Source organism: Pseudonocardia terrae (assembly GCF_021343995.1).
Taxonomy (GTDB): Bacteria; Actinomycetota; Actinomycetes; order Mycobacteriales; family Pseudonocardiaceae; genus Pseudonocardia; species Pseudonocardia terrae.
Genome location: NZ_JAJTTE010000016.1, coordinates 42,111 through 58,468, shown reverse-complemented (window position 1 = coordinate 58,468; position 16,358 = coordinate 42,111). Strand labels below are relative to the sequence as shown.

At 72.1% G+C, this 16,358-nt stretch carries 13 protein-coding genes; 2 read left to right on the top strand and 11 right to left on the bottom strand.

Translation table 11 applies throughout. The features are described from left to right. Positions 1–6 precede the first annotated feature (6 nt). The gene (locus LWC33_RS13045; RefSeq protein WP_233304621.1) at positions 7–1,452 is read left to right on the top strand and encodes a protein kinase domain-containing protein; all 1,446 of its coding nucleotides are present in this window, start codon (positions 7–9) and stop codon (positions 1,450–1,452) included. Here LWC33_RS13045 and LWC33_RS13040 read toward each other — a convergent pair. The 7 genes from LWC33_RS13040 to LWC33_RS13010 form a co-directional block, all read right to left on the bottom strand. Beyond that, a complete protein-coding gene (locus LWC33_RS13040; protein ID WP_233304620.1) occupies positions 1,439–3,592 on the bottom strand; it encodes a transglutaminase domain-containing protein in 2,154 nt (717 codons plus the stop codon). The two genes, LWC33_RS13045 and LWC33_RS13040, sit on opposite strands and share 14 nt — an antisense overlap. After that, entirely contained in the window at positions 3,589–4,719 is a 1,131-nt protein-coding gene (locus tag LWC33_RS35965) for a DUF58 domain-containing protein (protein ID WP_233304619.1), read from the bottom strand. The genes LWC33_RS13040 and LWC33_RS35965 overlap by 4 nt, the downstream gene beginning before the upstream one ends. A gap of 1 nt (position 4,720) precedes the next feature. Then, positions 4,721–5,641 (bottom strand): AAA family ATPase, encoded by a 921-nt coding sequence (locus LWC33_RS13030; protein ID WP_233304671.1) that lies wholly within the window; start codon positions 5,639–5,641, stop codon positions 4,721–4,723. Between the two features lie 105 nt (positions 5,642–5,746). Continuing rightward, a complete protein-coding gene (locus tag LWC33_RS13025) occupies positions 5,747–5,884 on the bottom strand; it encodes a hypothetical protein (RefSeq protein WP_233304618.1) in 138 nt (45 codons plus the stop codon). A 274-nt stretch (positions 5,885–6,158) separates the two neighbouring features. After that, positions 6,159–6,368: a hypothetical protein gene (locus LWC33_RS13020; RefSeq protein WP_233304617.1), complete on the bottom strand. Its 210-nt coding sequence runs from the start codon at positions 6,366–6,368 to the stop codon at positions 6,159–6,161. Positions 6,369–6,695: 327 nt separating this feature from the next. Continuing rightward, positions 6,696–8,861: a fibronectin type III domain-containing protein gene (locus tag LWC33_RS13015; protein ID WP_233304616.1), complete on the bottom strand. Its 2,166-nt coding sequence runs from the start codon at positions 8,859–8,861 to the stop codon at positions 6,696–6,698. Positions 8,862–8,963: 102 nt separating this feature from the next. Continuing rightward, positions 8,964–9,194: a hypothetical protein gene (locus tag LWC33_RS13010; RefSeq protein ID WP_233304615.1), complete on the bottom strand. Its 231-nt coding sequence runs from the start codon at positions 9,192–9,194 to the stop codon at positions 8,964–8,966. Positions 9,195–10,829: 1,635 nt separating this feature from the next. On the opposite strand from LWC33_RS13010, the gene LWC33_RS13005 reads away from it, so the two are divergent. Next, entirely contained in the window at positions 10,830–11,984 is a 1,155-nt protein-coding gene (locus tag LWC33_RS13005) for a cytochrome P450 (protein WP_233304613.1), read from the top strand. 282 nt (positions 11,985–12,266) lie between these two features. Here the strand turns inward: LWC33_RS13005 and LWC33_RS13000 are convergent, their stop codons facing one another. The 4 genes from LWC33_RS13000 to LWC33_RS12985 all read right to left on the bottom strand — a co-directional run bounded on the left by LWC33_RS13000 (position 12,267) and on the right by LWC33_RS12985 (position 16,358). After that, positions 12,267–12,626, bottom strand: coding sequence for a hypothetical protein (locus tag LWC33_RS13000; RefSeq protein ID WP_233304675.1), 360 nt, complete (start codon positions 12,624–12,626; stop codon positions 12,267–12,269). Positions 12,627–12,715: 89 nt separating this feature from the next. Then, positions 12,716–14,050, bottom strand: a complete 1,335-nt coding sequence (locus tag LWC33_RS12995) for an MFS transporter (RefSeq protein ID WP_233304611.1) — start codon at positions 14,048–14,050, stop codon at positions 12,716–12,718. A gap of 59 nt (positions 14,051–14,109) precedes the next feature. After that, entirely contained in the window at positions 14,110–14,877 is a 768-nt protein-coding gene (locus LWC33_RS12990) for an SDR family NAD(P)-dependent oxidoreductase (protein WP_233304609.1), read from the bottom strand. Continuing rightward, a complete protein-coding gene (locus LWC33_RS12985; RefSeq protein WP_233304607.1) occupies positions 14,874–16,358 on the bottom strand; it encodes a class I adenylate-forming enzyme family protein in 1,485 nt (494 codons plus the stop codon). The genes LWC33_RS12990 and LWC33_RS12985 overlap by 4 nt, the downstream gene beginning before the upstream one ends.

Below are 16,358 nucleotides of genomic sequence, written 5' to 3'. Positions count from 1 at the left end.
CGGCCGGTGGCGCCCGTGACCCCCGACCTGCCCGGGCTGACAAACCTGCACCTGCTCGGGCGGGGTGGGTTCGCCGACGTGTACCGAGGCCGGCAAGCCCATCTCGACAGGTTCGTCGCAGCCAAGGTCTTCCGGGTTACGCTCGCCGAACGCGCTGCCGCCGAACAGTTCCGGGCCGAGTGCCAGGCGGTCGGCCGGCTCGACGGGCATCCCAACCTGATCAAGGTCTACAACGCCGACGTCCTGCCCGACGGGCGGCCCTATCTAGTCACCGAGGCCTGCGACATCTCCCTGGCCGCGCTGCTGGCACAGCGCGGGCCGCGCCCGGCCGACGAGGTGGTCGATCTCGGGCTCACCCTGGCCAGAGCCCTGTTGTTCGCGCACTCCGCCGGGGTGCTCCACGGCGACGTCACGCCGCAGAACGTCCTGCTCCGCGCCACCGGCGCGCCGGTGCTCGCGGACTTCGGCCTCGCCGTCCTGCGGGACTACCAGGGCAACGTCGCTAGCGGGTTCACCCTGACCCATGCCGCCCCCGAGACCCTGCGCTACGACGGCGCCATCGACGAACGCACCGACGTCTACGGCCTCGGCTCCACCCTCTACGCCGCGCTCACCGGCGCCCCGCCGATCGCCCCCCGCCCCGGTGAGCAAGACCCCGCGCACATCAGCCGGATCCTCACCGAGGCTCCGCCGCGGGCGGCCGGGCCCGCTTGGCTCGCCGATCTGCTGGCGTCGATGCTGGCCAAGAACCCGGCCGCCCGGCCGTCGCTGGTCGGCGTCGCGGACACCCTCGACGCGGGTAGCGGGCCGGCTGCGCCGCCCGCCTACGCACCCCCGTCGGACGTCCCGGGGGCACTGCCCCAGGACACACGGTCTCGGTACGCGCCGCCGCCACCGGGCGAGGACACCCGGCTGCGAGCGGTCCCGACGGGGCCGACCTACGCTCCCCCGTCCCCTGGTCAGGATGACACCCGCCTGCGCGCGGGCACCCCGCCGCCTGCGCAGGAGGACGACCGGGCGCGGCCACGGTGGCTGGTCCCGACCGCGGCGGCGCTCGTCGCCGTCCTCGCGATCGGCGGTGGGCTGTTCGCCTTTCTCGGGACCGGCGGCGAGGATCCCACCCCGGTCCCCACGACCAGCGCGGCCCCGCCCGGGCAGCAGCCCACCGCGGACGCCCGGATCGAGCTCGCGCGACCCGTCGACAACGGCGGCACCGTCGAGCTGACCTGGGCCGCGGAGGACCCCGGCCCCTTGGACTACGCCGTCCTGATCGGACAGCCGGGCGCCGCGCCCGCGGTCGAGCTGGTGGGCCGGGTGACCTCGTACACCGTCCCGGTCGAGCCCGGCACCCAGTACTGCTTTCAGGTCCAGGGCAGCAACCAGGCGGGCACGGTGTCGGAAAGCAACGTGCAGCCCGTCCGGGACGCCGTCTGCCGGTTCACGAGCTCCTGACGGTCGTCTTCTCCTTCGGACTTCGAGTTCCACGCAGCCCGCGCAGTCCCAACGCGGCCCGAAGTCGCTCGCCGACCGGGCGGTGGTGCAAGGCCTGACGCACGGTCCGTGCGGCCGCCCACGCCTCGTCGGCGAGCTCGGGGCGGACCGCCTCGCCGGACCAGAGCGCCTCGTCGACGCACCGCGCGAGCCGTTCGAGCTCGCCGGAGGACCCGTTCAGGACGGCGCGGCCGGGCTCGACCACGTCGCGCACCGTCATGCCGGTGGTCGTCGGCACGCCGTGGTCACGCAGGCGGTCGCGGGTGTCCAGCCACGCCCCCACGACCCCCTCAGCACCCGGTGCCCGGCGGCGCCGCAGCCGTCGGAACCACTTCGCCGCGGGCACACCGGCGAGCCACGCGAGGACCAGTGCTCCCACGATCACCACCGGCACCACCCACAGGGGCCGGTCGTCCTCGCCCATCGCGGGTGCGGGCGCCGCCTGCCCGGGCCCGGACGACTGCTGCGGCACGGCCTGGGTGGGCTGCTGCGGGTTTTCCGCCGATGCGTCCGCGGCCTGGGTGACGGGCGGGGCCTTGTCCGGGTTCTCCCGCGCGCCGCCGGTCGGGTCAAGCGGGACCCAGCCGACCCCGGCCACCGCGACCTCGGGCCAGGCGAACGCGTCCGCGTTGCGCACGACGTAGGTCCCCGACCCGTCCGACTTCGGCGACCGGAACCCGACGACGAGCCGGGCCGGGATCCCCGCCTGCCGCGCCATGAGCACGTAGGCGGCCGCGAACTGCTCGCTGGTCCCGCGCTTGGAGCGGTTGAGGAAGTCGAGCAGCTGGGCGTTCCCGCTGCCGGTCGGCAGCTCATCGCCCGTCGCGACCGTGTGGTTGTCCTTAAGCCACTTCTCCAGCTTCTGCGCCGTGGCGAACGACGGCGGATCCTGCCCGATCGCCGCCGTCGTGGCCGTGGCGATGCCCGCGGGCAGGTCGGCGACCTGCACCGACCCTGGCGCGCCCCGGTCGATCGCCGCGCCGACGAGCTGCTCGAGCGCGGGCTGGGCCGCGCTCCACCGCAGGTGGTAGTCGGCGACGCCGCCCCGGTCCGGGTCGAGCAACGTCCCCGTGACGGCGTCGACTGCGGGACTCAGCCCGTCGACGGACACGGTGCGGTTCTGACTCGGGAGCCACGGACCGTCCGCGCCGGCACCGAGGGTGATGTCCGCGTCGAAGGCCTGCGTGCCAACCGTGACGGCCGGGTCGGCGTGGAGGGCGGCGCCGAGCGGCCGGTAGGTGGCGCTGCTCGTCCAGCCCGCGCCGTCGTAGCCGTCGAGCACCAGCTGGGGCCACCGGTCGACGGGCGCCTCGGTGCGCGCGGTGAACACGACGGTCTCGGGGGCGTCAAGCCTGCCGCCGATCTCGGTCAGCGGGCTCACCGTGCCCGCCGGGACCTGGGTGAGCTGGAACCGGTCGTGCACAGAGTAGGTCGGCAGGCCGAGCGGGTCGGCCGCCGCCAGTCCCCAGGCGCCGAGGCCCGCGACCAGCAGCACGGGCAGGACCAGCGCGGTGACGTCGACCAGCCGTCGGGCGTTGAACCCCTTCCCCGGCGACTGCCTGCCCGCGGCGAGCGCGACCGCCGCCGCGACGCCGTACCCGACGGCGAGCAGCACGGCGGTCCAGCCCTCGGCGGCGCGGAACACCTGGCCGAGGATGACGACGGCGGCGCTGGGCATGAGCGTCGCGAGCGGGGCGAACCCGCGGCGCAGCCACTCCACGCCAATCACCGCAGCCAACAGGGCGAGCAGAGGCACGAACGCCAGCAGCGGCCCCTCGGGGCGGGCCGGGAAGGTCGACTCGAGGGTGTGCAGCCAGCCGTCGAGGGCGCCGTCGAGAACCGCCCGACCGGCGGCCTCCCACGGCAGGCCCGGCAGCGTCAGCACGGTGAGCCCGACCGCGGCGCCCGCGACGAACCCGAGCAGCGGACGCACCGGTGCGAGCCCGGTGAAGCGCAGCGCGAGCTGGTCCACGACCGCGACCGGGACGAGCACCACCAGCAGCGGGAGGACCAGTGCGGTCGGCGCGAAGACCTCGCTGAACGACAGGCCGGCGACCAGTGCGGTGAGCACGACCCCCGCGCCGGCGACCCGGGAGGTCATCGCGCCACCACCGCGTTCCACGTCGCCAGCGCCTCGGCGGCGGACGAGGCCCGCACAGTGAGCAGGCCGTCGACGCCGCGGCTCGGCGTCGTCACGGTCAGGTCGAACGCCACGGCCTGCGCGAACCGGCGTCCGGGGGCCCGCAACTCGGCGGCCGACCCGCCGACGTACGCGAGCAGACCGTCGCCCCGGCCCACGCCGAGCCGGGCCAGGTCGAGGGTGATCTCGAGCCGGTCGTCCTGCCGCACGTCGCAGAGCAGGTCGAGGACTTCGCGGATACCCGCGGCGCCGCCCGCGACCAAATGCCGTAGCCCCGACGTGGTGCAGAGCCTGGAGGGCCGCTCCTGCTCGCTCGCCTCCCAAAGCAGGGACGACGCGACCTCCACGGCCTCCTCGAACCGCTCGGCGGACAGGGCCGCCGACCGGGTGTCGAGCAGCACGACCATCCACGGCTGCGCGGGATCCACGTACTCGCGGACCATCAGCTGCCCGGTCCGCGCGGTCGCCTTCCAGTGCAGGTGCCTGCGCTCGTCGCCGACGACGTACTCGCGCAGCGACCGTAGGTCCATCGACCCGGGCATCGGCTGCAGCGGCGGCTCGCCCTCGTGGTGGTGGCGGGCGCGCCCGGCGGGCGAGAGCCGGACGGGATGCCGCTTCGGGTACACCCGCAGCTCGGACACCTCGCCCAGCTCCCCGCGGGCACGCGCCAGCCCCAGCAGGTCCGAGCGCTCGATCGACAGCGGCCCGAGCGGGATCCGCCCGCGCCGGTCCGTCGGGACCTCGTAGCGGTAGCGCGCCGAGCCGCCCGCGGGCAGGGCCCGGACCGGGATCTCCGTGACCTCGTCGCCGATCGTGTCCCGCGCGACGAACGCGGCCTGGCGGAAGGACCCCGCGTTCCCGACGACGAGCTCGGCGATCGCCGTCCCGCCGCGCTGGACCCGGTCGGGGTTCACGTGCCGGGTGACGGCGGGCTTCAGCCGGGTCACCACCGGCAGCACGGCGACGACGAACGCGCCGAGCGCGCAGCCGCCCAACGCCCGGAGGACGGGCAGGCCGAGCAGCAGCCCGGCAACGTAGAGCACCACGGCGCAGACCAGCACCGCGATGCCCCGAGGGGTGGGGCGCACCTCAGCCCGCCGACGCGATCGGGACGGACGTCGTGCCGAGGACGTCGGTCAGGACGTCCGTGGTGGAGCGCCGGTTGAGCTCCGCCTCGGGCGTGAGGATCAGCCGGTGCTCGAGGACCGCGTACGCGACGGACTTGACGTCGTCGGGCGTGACGTAGCGGCGGTTCTCAATCGCCGCCGACGCCCGCGCCGCCCGGATGAGCGCGACGCTGCCGCGGGGGCTCGCCCCGAACCGGATATCGCGGTGGGAGCGGGTCGCGGTGGCGAGCCGCACCGCGAACGACGCCACCTGCGGGTCCACGTGCAACTGCTGGACCTGCGCGATGATCCGCTTCAGGGCCGCAACGTCGAGCACCGGCTGGAGCCGGTCGGGATCGAGCCCGGTGGTGTCGCCCAGGACCACGCGCACCTCGGCGTCGTGGTCCGGGTAGCCGACCGTCAGCCGCATCATGAAGCGGTCGAGCTGGGCCTCCGGGAGCCGGTAGGTGCCCTCGAGCTCGATCGGGTTCTGAGTGGCGACCACCAGGAACGGACGCGGCACGGCATGCGTCTCGGAGTCGACGGTCACCTTCCGCTCTGCCATGACCTCCAGCAGCGCGGACTGGGTCTTGGGGGTGCCGCGGTTGATCTCGTCGGCGAGCACGACGTTGGCGAAGATCCCGCCCTTGTGGAACTCGAACTCGCCGCTGCCCTGGTGCCACACCATCGTCCCCGTGATGTCGCTGGGCAGGAGGTCCGGTGTGAACTGGATGCGCTTCCACTCACCGCCGATGCTCCGGGCGATGCTGCGGGCCAGGGTGGTCTTGCCCAGGCCCGGCACGTCCTCAAGCAAAAGGTGCCCCTCCGCGAACAGCGCCACAACCGCCATGCGGACGATCTCGGGCTTGCCCTGGACGACCCGCTGGATGTTGTCCGCGAGCATCCGGTAGGCGGTGGTCGGGTCGGGAAAGGCGTTCACTGAGGTCCTCTCGACGGAGCGGTGCGTTCGATCAATCGTTCGCGAGGCCGAGGATGTTGCAACACGTCATCAGCTCTCGGGCTTCGTGCAGGTGCTACCGTCCGCGCCGCCGGTCTCCCAGTTGGACAGCAGGATGCTCATGTCGGTGAGGTTCACCGCTCCGTCGCCGTTGATGTCGCCGTCGAGATCGTCGCCCTGCTGCCCCACTGCTGCTGGACGAGGTTGAGGTCGTAGCAGCTCACCTTGCCGTCCCCTGTGACGTCGCCGCGCACGGCCGGCTTGGCGTGGTCAGCGTCGCGGTGGCGGTGCTGGTGCTGCCGTCGATCTGCGTCACCTAGAGGAAGAGGTCGTAGGTCGTGCCAACCTGCAGCCCGGTGAGGGGCACCGTGGAGGTCGGGTTGATGGCGGCCGCCGAACCGCCACAGCGGCCGTTCCACACAGCATGACGAGCCGCAGCGAGCAGTCACCCGCGACGGCCGGGTCACGCGGGGGCCAGCTGGGTCATCGTCACGCTGGCCGCCGTCGGCCCCGTCGCCGCTGCAGTGATGTCGTAGTCGATGGCGCAGCCCACGCCGCGGGCACTCGTCACGGTCGCTGCGGGGCCGGTCAGGGTCTTCCCGCCGCCGGTGGTCACCGCGCGGACCGTGACAATGAAGGGGCCGGCGCAGCGGTCCATCCAGATCTCGGTCATCGCCGTGGCCGTTGTCGTCTTCGTGAAGGCACCCCCGAACTTCCCGGTGGCCTCGACGAGGTAGTTCTGCAGCGTCCCCCGTTGAGGTTGCCGCGTCTAACCAGGCCGTGCGTCCACGGCCCTCGTGCCACTGTCAAGGTGCACGACCGCGTTCTCGCTCCGTTGAACACCCAGTGCCCCGCCTGCGCGAACGCCGCTGCCGTCCGCGCTCCAGTCGTCAGCATCACCGACGCCAGGACGGCCCCGACCACCAGCACGCTCAGGACCGCCGTCGGCACCCGCCCCACGACCGAACCTCAGTTGCCCCCGTCTTCCGCGGGCGCGGCGTCATCCGCCGCCGCCCGCCGGAGTCGTGACAGTGGTCCTCGAGGTCCGCGTCGAGCCGTCAAGCTGTTTCATGTTGAGGACGACATTGTAGGTGGTTCCGGGCGTCAAGCCGTCTACGGGAACGCGTGTCTTCCCACCGTTGGTGGTCATGAGAGCCCCACCGCATTGGCCGTTCCATACAGTTCGTCCGTTGAACTGCATACTGCATGGCGCGGTCACGCCATCTGAGGTCTCCTGCGCATTCAGGGTGGCAGTCACGTTGGTGGGACCGTTGGCTACCGCGTCGACTGTGAAGTAGATGGCGCATTTCCCTGCATTGGCGCTCTTCACCGTCGCGGGCGGTCCGGTGATCTGGCGTCCGCCGACATTAGTAACCGCGACGACTGAGATCGTGAACGGGCCAGCACATCGGTCTTGCCAAATCTCCCCCAGAGCCGTGGCGGTCGTTGTCTTGCTGGTGACCTGGGCTCCCGTCCGGTCCGCGACGGTGAGAACGTAATGCACCAGCGTCCCGCCGTTCAGCTCCGGCGCATTCCATGCCGCCTCCAGCCACGCCGTGCGCGCCCCTTGGTATCCATCCTTCGTCAGCCTCAGCCCCGTCGGCGCGCCCGGAGGCCCGCCGGGGATCGTGACGGTGTTGCTCGTCGCTGCTCCGCTGTCTCCGCCCTCGTTGGTGGCCACGACAGTGAAGGTGTAGGTCTCCCCCGCTTCCAGGCCGGTGAACTGGGCGGTCGTGCCGGCGCCGGTCTTCGAGTTCCCACCGCCGGTGACGGTGTAGGTGACCCCTTGGCCACCGCCTCCGTTCCAGGAGACCGTCACGGCTCCGCCAGCACCCACGCGAGCCGCGACGCCGGTCGGCGTCGGCGGAGCCTTGACCTCCGGCTCGACCGGCGGGACGTACGGCGCGTCCTCGTGTCGGCCGTCCTGCGGAGCCGGGGTCCACTCGCCACCCTCGTCCGGGACGGCCTCCCCACCGTCGCGGATGACCGGCGGAACGTCTCCCCGGCGGGACGAGAGCTCCGGCGGCGCGGGGAGTACGGCCGCGAGGGCGTCCGGCTGGGCCGAGACCACGGCATCGGACGGCGTCCCCGTTGCGACGGACGTGATCGACCCGTCTCGGCCGATGACGTGGGTCTGGGCGCCGCTCGCGTCGTCGATGTACAGCCGGCCGTCGCTCCCACGCGCGATGGTCGCTTGCCCCTCCCCCGGCGGGAGGTCCGCCGTCCCCAGTGGACGCCCGTCCATCGCGAAGGTCAACAGGCGGTGCCGGGTCAGGTCGATCAGGGCGACGACGCCGTTCGCGGCGACCGGCGCCGAGAAATCACCCGGCCCCAGCTCGACGACGACCGGGGCCGCACCGGCCCGTCCGGCGAGCACCCCGCCGTCGTCGGTGAGGACGAGCCGGTTGGGGTTCGCCGTCACGGCGGGCAGCCGGTTCTCCGAGTCCCGGTCGGCGATCAACGCGCCGTTTGGCAGGTCCGTGCCGACCCCGACCGGTGGCAACAGCCCGGCGCCCTGCACGATCGCCACGGCGTCGTCCGACGTGTCGACGAAACCGGCCACGGCCTGCGTGATCGCCAAAGCGCCCGGCGCCCCGGCGGGGGTCCCGATCGAGCAGTCCAGTTCGGACTCGCCAGCGGCGAGGGAGCAGATGTCTCCGTTGTCCGTGCGGTGCACCCAGACCGTGCCGTCGTCGGTGTAGACGGGCCTGCTCACGGGGCCGCCGACGGGGATGGTCGTCGGCGGAACGCCCAGGCGGACGATCGTCCCAGCCTGCTTGTAGACGAGATATGGCCCGCCGACGGTCTCGATCCCTACGGGAAGCTCGTCCTGGCCGCTCGGGATAGTGGTCTCGACGGTCAGCGTGGACTTCCCGAACACGGTGATGTTTCGGCGACCGACGAGGAAGCCCTGCGTCGGCCCCTGGACAGCGAAGGCCTCGTCCCCACCGGCCTGCGGCACGGCGACGCGCGCGTCGACGGCCCGCGTACCGCTGTCGACGTGCACGACGGCGCTCTCCGCGCGGTTGAAGACCCAGTGGCCCGACTGCGCGAAGGCGACCGCGGGCCCTGCGGTCCCGATCGCGACAGTCGCCAACCCCACCAGCCCGGCCACAACGACGGCGCTGATGACCGCCGCCGGCACCCGCCCCTTCAGGAAACGCACCCGCACCTCAGATCACCGATCGGACACTGACGACGAGGAGATCGCTCCAGGGCGGCACAACGTAACGGCCGGGCGGCGCAGCGTTGTCGGACCGAGACGCATTCAGCCGACGTCCAGCGCGTAGCTCCGGACGAGCCATCCCCGCTGGTAGTCGTCGTCCCATTCGAAGTAGAGATCGGGCCCCGAGGTGCTTATGTACGCCGAGACCTTGCCGGTCCTCTCCACGTCGTAAGTAAGTTCGAACCGCCGCTCCGCCGGGGCGAACTGCAACAGGCTCCCGACCAGCGGCCGCCCGAAGGTGTCCGTCGCGTCCGCGGTTGACAGCCTGGTCATTCCTGCCGCGTCCCCGGCCCGCCAGGCAGCGAGGAAGGCGTCCGCACTCGCCACGGCCTGCTGCTCCATCACCTCGTCGCGCTCGACGCACGCCCGACCCGTAGCCGGCCCCGGCGACCTGCCGCGGCAGTCGTCGTTGAGCGCCTTCCACCGCGCCCAGAGCGCGTCCGGGGCGTCGGTTGCCGGCGCTGCGCTCGTAACCTCCGCGGCCACCACTGGGGCGGCCGCCGCTGAGGGGGCAGGGATCGGGGCCGAAGCGACGGGAGCGGCCGCCGGAGCCAGCTCCGAGGGACTGCCACACCCTGCAAAGAGGACAAGCGCTGCGAGCGAGCCGAGAGTCGCGCCTTGATCCTTGCCATGGATCATGAGTCGGGGCCAGGTTCGGCCTCGTTACGCACAGCGCTTTTCAGCCCCTGAAGAGAGTCGACATCGCGTGACCGGGCTTGGCGATCTGACGATCGACGACGCACGCAAGACGGTCCGCGGCCGGGCGTTCCTCGGGTTAGACTCGCGCCGGCGCCCCCGCCCGGACGACCTCTCCTCGACGGCGGTCGTCACCGCGGGCATTCGTTGATCTTCCGGAGTCACCGTTTTGGTCACCGCTTACGCCAGAACACCGTGAGCGGCAGACACCACGAGCGATGATCAATTTAGCCTGCACCTGCCTCGCGACCAGCAAGAACGACTCTGGAGGAACCTGGGCGAACACCCGACTCCCCTCCAGCGGGTTGGGGGTTCGATTCCCTCGCGGCGCACAGAAGTTGCAGGCCAGAGCGTTGTCGCTCTGGCCTGCAGTGCTTTTCCAAGATCATACTGACCGCTTATTCGCCGGTACAGCGGAAAGTGGAGTCGACTGATCACGGTCGGCATCCGGTTCCTCCCACCCCGGCTACGATCACCAACCTCGACCGGTAGGCCGGCCTGTCTGCGCCGAGCGGGACGAGTTGACCGACGAGCTTCCAGGTGTGCCCGCCGAGCGTCTCGAACCTGCGTCAACTGGCCAGCAGCATCGCTAGGCCCTTGGCCAGCAGACGCACCAACCTCGGCGCCGCCTTGTGCTCCTCCGGCCCTCGGCTTGCTGACCTGACGGTGGGCCGTCGGGTCATGGACGAATCAGCTGGCAGATGAAGGTCGATTGGCGGAGCAATCGTCAGTAGTGCACCGCACCCCGGTCGCCGCCCGCGACGCCGACTGCGTCACCGGTGACCGCAGCAGCCGGGGGCGAGCAGAGAAAGACGACGTCCACGACCTCCGCCAACGAGACGAGCCGGCGCAGGCTGGAGGTGGCTTCGAGCCCAGCCCGCACCTCGTCCTCAGTGAGGCCGGTCGCGACAGGCAGAACCCGCACCGGAAGGCGTACTCGACCATGAAAACCTCCCGCACCGGATGGGGGGCCTCCTCGGTGCCGAGCCCGGCGACGGTGTCGACGCGGGCGCCCTCTGCGCACCGGCGAGGATCAGGCAGATCTTGACGCGGCGTCCGTCGACGACCGCGGTGCAGGCCCCGCAGCCCCCATTGCGGCACCAGGGCCACTCATCCATGTCAGACAGTTCACCTTCGAACTCGTCGAAGTATTGACTCAGTCGTCAGACGACGCTTACGGTCGAGCCGCCCACCACGCAAAGGAGCGTGCTCATGGTCAGCCCCGAGGTCGCACCCTTCGATCCGTTCGCCCCAACCGAGCTGGACGACAACCGCCGCACCCTTGTCCACGTGCGGTCCCGCTGTCCCGTCGCCGGGATCGCCCCCGGCCTGCACTTCGCCGCCCGGCACGAGACAGTCCGCGCAGCGCTGCTCGACCCTTCCGCGTACAGCAACAACGGCAACTTCGTGCTCGAGGCGGGCGACGGGCCGGCCCCGCCCGAGCTGATCACCCAGAGTGACCCACCGCGCCACAGCGCGCTGCGCGCCCTGCTGCGCCCCGGCTTCACCCGGGCCGCGATCACCGAGGCCGCGCCCTGGATACGTGAGTACGCTGACGCGCTGCTCGACGGGCTCGCCGCGCCCACCGACCTCGTCGGCGACTACGCCCTTCCCCTGACCGCGCGGGTTATCGCCCGGCTCGTCGGGGTGCCCGCGGAGGACGCGGCAGAGCTCGCACGGCTGTCGTTGGACATCACCGCGATCCTCCCCGCCGCGTTCACCGAGACCGAGGCGTGGCGGCGGTTGGAGGAGTACTTCTCCGCGGCCGCCCGCGAGCGCCGCGCGCACCCCACCGACGACCTCATCACCCTCCTGGCGACGAGCAACGACCTCAGCGACCGCGAGGTGGCCTTCCACGCGTGGCAGCTGTTTGTCGCGGGGTTGGAGAGTACCGCCTACACAATCGGTTCGACGCTGCGGCAACTCCTGGAGAACCGCACGCTCTGGGAGGAGCTGTGCGCCGACCGCGCCCTGCTCGACGGGGTGCGCGAGGAAGGTCTGCGGCACGGCTCGGCGATCCGCTGGGTGCTGCGCACCGTGGTGGGCGACCACGACCTGGGCGGGACCGCGGTGCACGACGGCGAACGGGTGATCGTCGGGCTGGAGTCGGCGAACCTTGACGAGGTGGTGTTCGGCCCAAACGCCGCCGCGTTCGACCCGCGCCGCCCGAGCGCGCGCCGACACGTCTCGTTCGGCCACGGCATCCACCTCTGCCTGGGCGCCGAGCTGTCCCGGATCGAGATCTCGACGGCCCTGGAGGCCCTGGCCGACCGGATGCCCGGCCTGCGCCTCGCTCCCGGCACGGGGGTCACCGAGGTCACGAGCCCGATGTTCTGCGGCCCCGCGCGCCTCGACGTCACGTGGTGAGCCCAATCAGCTGAGGGTCAGCGACAGGGCCGGACCAGCCCCACCTGCGTCGCGCTCCCCACGAGCACGCTCGTGCTGTGGGCGTCGATGACGCGGCGCGCGGTTGTTGAGGCGACGGCGTTGGCTGTGTGCTGCAGCCCACGGCGATGCGCGGCGGGTTCGGCGAGGCCATTGACACCATGGCCACGCCGATCTGAAGGGCGATGGTGCGGGCGACGACCTGGCCGAGGCGATGAGCCAGACCAGCGCCGCGGCGGAAGCAATCCGCGAAGAGCTGCATGCTCACGTCAGCGACACCCAGGCGAAATCGCTCAATAGCGCGCCCGCTTCGACGAGGCGGCCGCTCCGTGGTTCGCCGAGATCGAAGAAGGCGTGCCGACTCACCACGTAGTGACCTCCCGCGCCGCCCTGACCGCGTCGGGTGCCGACCGCCGCGGCACCACCGTGACCACTACTGCGCCGGGCAGGGCCGAGGCGACGAAGGCGAAGAAAATCGCCGGGATCGGCAGCCGGCGGAGAGCAGTAGGCTGCCGTTCTGCGGATGTCCTTCGCCGGCCAAGCCCCACCCTTGACCGTGGAGACGAAGATGACGGTGGGGCGGGTGTCGTCGATCGGGCCGAACACGTCGTCCAAGGCCAGCATGTCGTGACCGCCGAGGTTGCGGACCGCCGCGTGCAGCGTGCCCCCGAGATGCCGGCGAGGATCACCGAGTCCATACAGGCGGGGGAAGGTCAAACAGTACGCGAGCTGCCCAGCGTCGAGCTCTCGGTGTCCTCGCTCCCGAGGGTGTCTCGGGAGGTCTCGCGGGTGATCGCGACGAACGCGAGGCCGACGAGGGCGGCGAAGATCAAGTAGAACGCGGGCGCCAACGTGTTGCCGGTCAATGTGACCAGGGCGGTCGCGATCACCGAGACCAGGCCCGAGCCCAGCACTCCACCGATGTTGAAGCCGATCGAGACGCCGGTGTAGCGAACGCGTGTCGGGAACAGCTCGGGGAGCAGGGTGTAGAGCACGCCCTGCTGCACGGCGAAGGGGATGTTCAGGATGATCGCCGCCACCATGGCCCAGACCAGGGAGCCCTGCTGCATCACCCAGTAACAGGGCACCGCCAGGACGATGAACCCGAGCGCCGCCGCTGCCAGCACGGCTCGACGCCCGAACCGGTCGCTCAGCGCGCCGGCCAACGGCACCAACCCGACCGGCAGCAGCACGATCAACACGATCAACCACAGCGAACCCGTCAGCGGGTACCCGAGCACCGCTGAGAGGTGCACCAGGATGTAGACCGAGGCGAGGCTGCCGGTCGTCAACGTGGCATAGACGATGCCGACGGTCCGCAGCACGGCACTTCCGTGATTGCGGAGAACCTCGGTCACGGGGGCCTTCACCGGCTCAGAGTGCTGAACCAGCTCCTTGAACACCGGCGAGTCCTCCACCCGCATCCGGTAGAGCACCGCGCCGAGCACGAGAGGGCCGGCGATGAGGAACGGGATGCGCCAGCCCCACGAGGCGAGCTGCTCGGGAGTCGTGACCGCGGTGACGGTCCCGACAGCGGCCGCAGCACCCGCCAAGCCGAACGCGACACCGACGGACGTTGCAGAGCCGAACAGGCCGCGGCGTCGCGACGGGGCGGACTCGGTCGCCAACGAGGCGGCCCCGCCGATCTCGCCGCCGGCAGAGATGCCCTGCACGACCCGGAGCACGGCGAGCAGGATCGGCGCGGCGACGCCGATGGTGGCGAAGGTCGGCAGGAGTCCCGTCAGCACGGTCGAGACCCCCATCAGGCTCACCGTCGCCATGAGCACTATCCGCCGGCCACGTCGATCACCGATCCGCCCGAAGATCACTCCACCGAGCGGGCGGGCGGCGAACCCGCCGGCCACGACGACCAGCGTCGACAGGACGCCGACGAGCCCGTCCTGGCTCGGGAAGAACAACGGCGCGAGGACGACGGCGAGGTAGCCGTAGATCGCGAAGTCGTAGTACTCGATGGCGGTACCGACGGCGGCGGCGATGCTCGCCCGCCGGCCGGTGCGGGCCGCCTCCTCGGGGGTGACCTGGGACATCGGCGCTCCTTCGCGCTGCGTCGACCCGGGCGTGGCCCGTAGGTCGTGGATGCTGACTGCTAGGTGGCGTGGTATCCGCCGTCGACAGGGACGGTGAGGCCGGTGATCCACGCGGCCTCGGCAGAGAGCAGGAACGCCACCACCGCGGCGACGTCCGCGGGCGTGGGCAGGCCGGGGATCGGTGTCTGGGAGGTGACCCGGCGTTCCATCGCGGACGGGTCGGGCGCATTCTGGATGTGCTGCTCCACCAGCGGTGTACGGACGGCGGTCGGGGCAACGGCATTGACCCGCACCCCGCGGGCCGCGTACTCGATGGCCGCGGAGCGGGTCAGCCCGACGATCCCGGCCTTCGAGAAGCTGTACGGCGCCATGTTGGGCTTGCCCGACAACCCGGACGAGGAGGCCATGTTCACCACGGCACCGCCCTCGCCCGCGACCATGGCCCGCAGGGTCGCGCGCAGCACGTGGAACGCGCCGTCGGCGTTGACCCGCATGACGGTCGACCAGATCGCGTCGGTCGTCTCGTGGACCGGCACCTGCGGGCCGACCACGCCGGCGTTGTTGACCAGGGCGTCGATCCGACCGTGCCGGGCGGCCACCGTGTCGATCACGGTGTCGACGGCGGCTGCGTCGGTCACGTCGACCTCGTGCGCGGTGGCGTGGGGGAGCTCGTCGGCCAGCTCGGCCACGGCCCGCAGGTCGCGGTCGAGCAGCGCGACGGTGGCGCCCTCGGCGGCCAGCCGCTCGGCCGCGGCGGTCCCGAGGCCGGAGCCGGCCCCGGTGACGACGGCGACCGAGCCCTCGAACCGGCGGGCCACCGTCGTCACGCCGGGGCCCCGTCCCGCAGCTCGCGGGCCAGCCGGGACGCGTCGGCACGGGAGAGCTTGCCCACCCGGTTCTGCGGCAGCGCCTCCACCCGGAACACGAACTCCGGCCACTTGCCCTTCATCAGGCCGAGCTCGCCGAGGTGACGCTGCAGCTCGGCGAGGTCGAGATCGGCTCGCTCGGTGACCAGCAGGACCGCGATCCGCTCCCCCAGCACCTCGTCCGGCACCGGGACCACGCAGACCTGGTCGACCTGCGGATGGCGGGCCACCGCGGTCTCGACCTCGGTGATGTCGATGTTGCGCCCGCCGCGGATGATGATGTCCTTCTCCCGGCCCTTGATCGAGATCGTGCCGTCCGAAGCGGTCTCGACGAGGTCGCCGGTCGGGAAGAACCCGTCCGCGGTCAGCTCGGGCGGGTCCACGGCCCCGGCCCCCGCGTAGCCCTCGAACAGCGAGGGGCCGCGCACCTGGGCCCGTCCGGTCGCCCCTGCCGGGAGCGGCGCGCCGCCCTCGTCGACGGCCCGCAGCTCGGTGCCCGGGAAGGGGACGCCGTCGGTGCCGAGCCGCTTCCCGGGGGTGTCGCCGGGGAGCGAGGTGGTGTGGCCCAGGCATTCCGACATCCCGAAGACCCGCAGGAAGCGCGTCCCGAGGTGCTGCTCGGCCCGGCCCAGCGCGCCCGCGTCCATCGGCCCCCCGCCGACGGTCATCGCCGTCATCGCGGTCAGCAGGCCCGGCTCTCGGGCGGCCCCGCCCATCTGCAGCGCCATCGTGGGCACGCACATCGTCCAGCGGGCCTCGTGCTCGGCCATCAGGTCGACCGCGGCGGCCGGGTCCCAGCGGTCCGCCAGCAGCACGCGTCCGCCGAGCATGAGCGGCAGGTACAGGCCGAAGCAGACGGCGGCGGCGGACGACAGCGGGACGAGTGCGGCGACCGTGTCCCCGGGTCGTAGCCCGACCGCGTCGATCGTGGCCTGCCCGGCGTAGCGCAGCGACGCCTCGGACTGCACCACACCCTTGGCGCGACCGGTCGACCCCGAGGTCAGGCCGATGACGACCCCACCCCGCCAGCGGTCGCCGTCGCGGGCGGGCCGGGCCGCGAGCCGCCAGCCGTCCAGGACGTCGGCCGCCGCCGGGAGCCCGACCGCCCAGTCCTGGCTGATGCCGGGGGCGGCGACGACGGCGTCCGGGTCGATGTCCTCGCACGCCGCGGCGAACTCCTGCCGAGTCGCGTGCCTGCTGATCAGCGCGAGTGTGCCCGCGAGCCTGCCCACTGCCACGGCGGCGACGACGGTGCGCCACGAGTTGTCCGCCTGCACCAGCAGCGTGGGGCGGGGGCCGGTCGCCTCGCGCAGCGCCGCGGCCAGCGCGGCGCCCTGCTCCAGGATCGCGGCGAGCCGGTGCGGGCCGTCGGCGCCGATCGCCACGACGTCGTCCGGCGCCGCCGCGGCGCGCCGGTCCAGATCCAGAACGAGCTGTCGCAT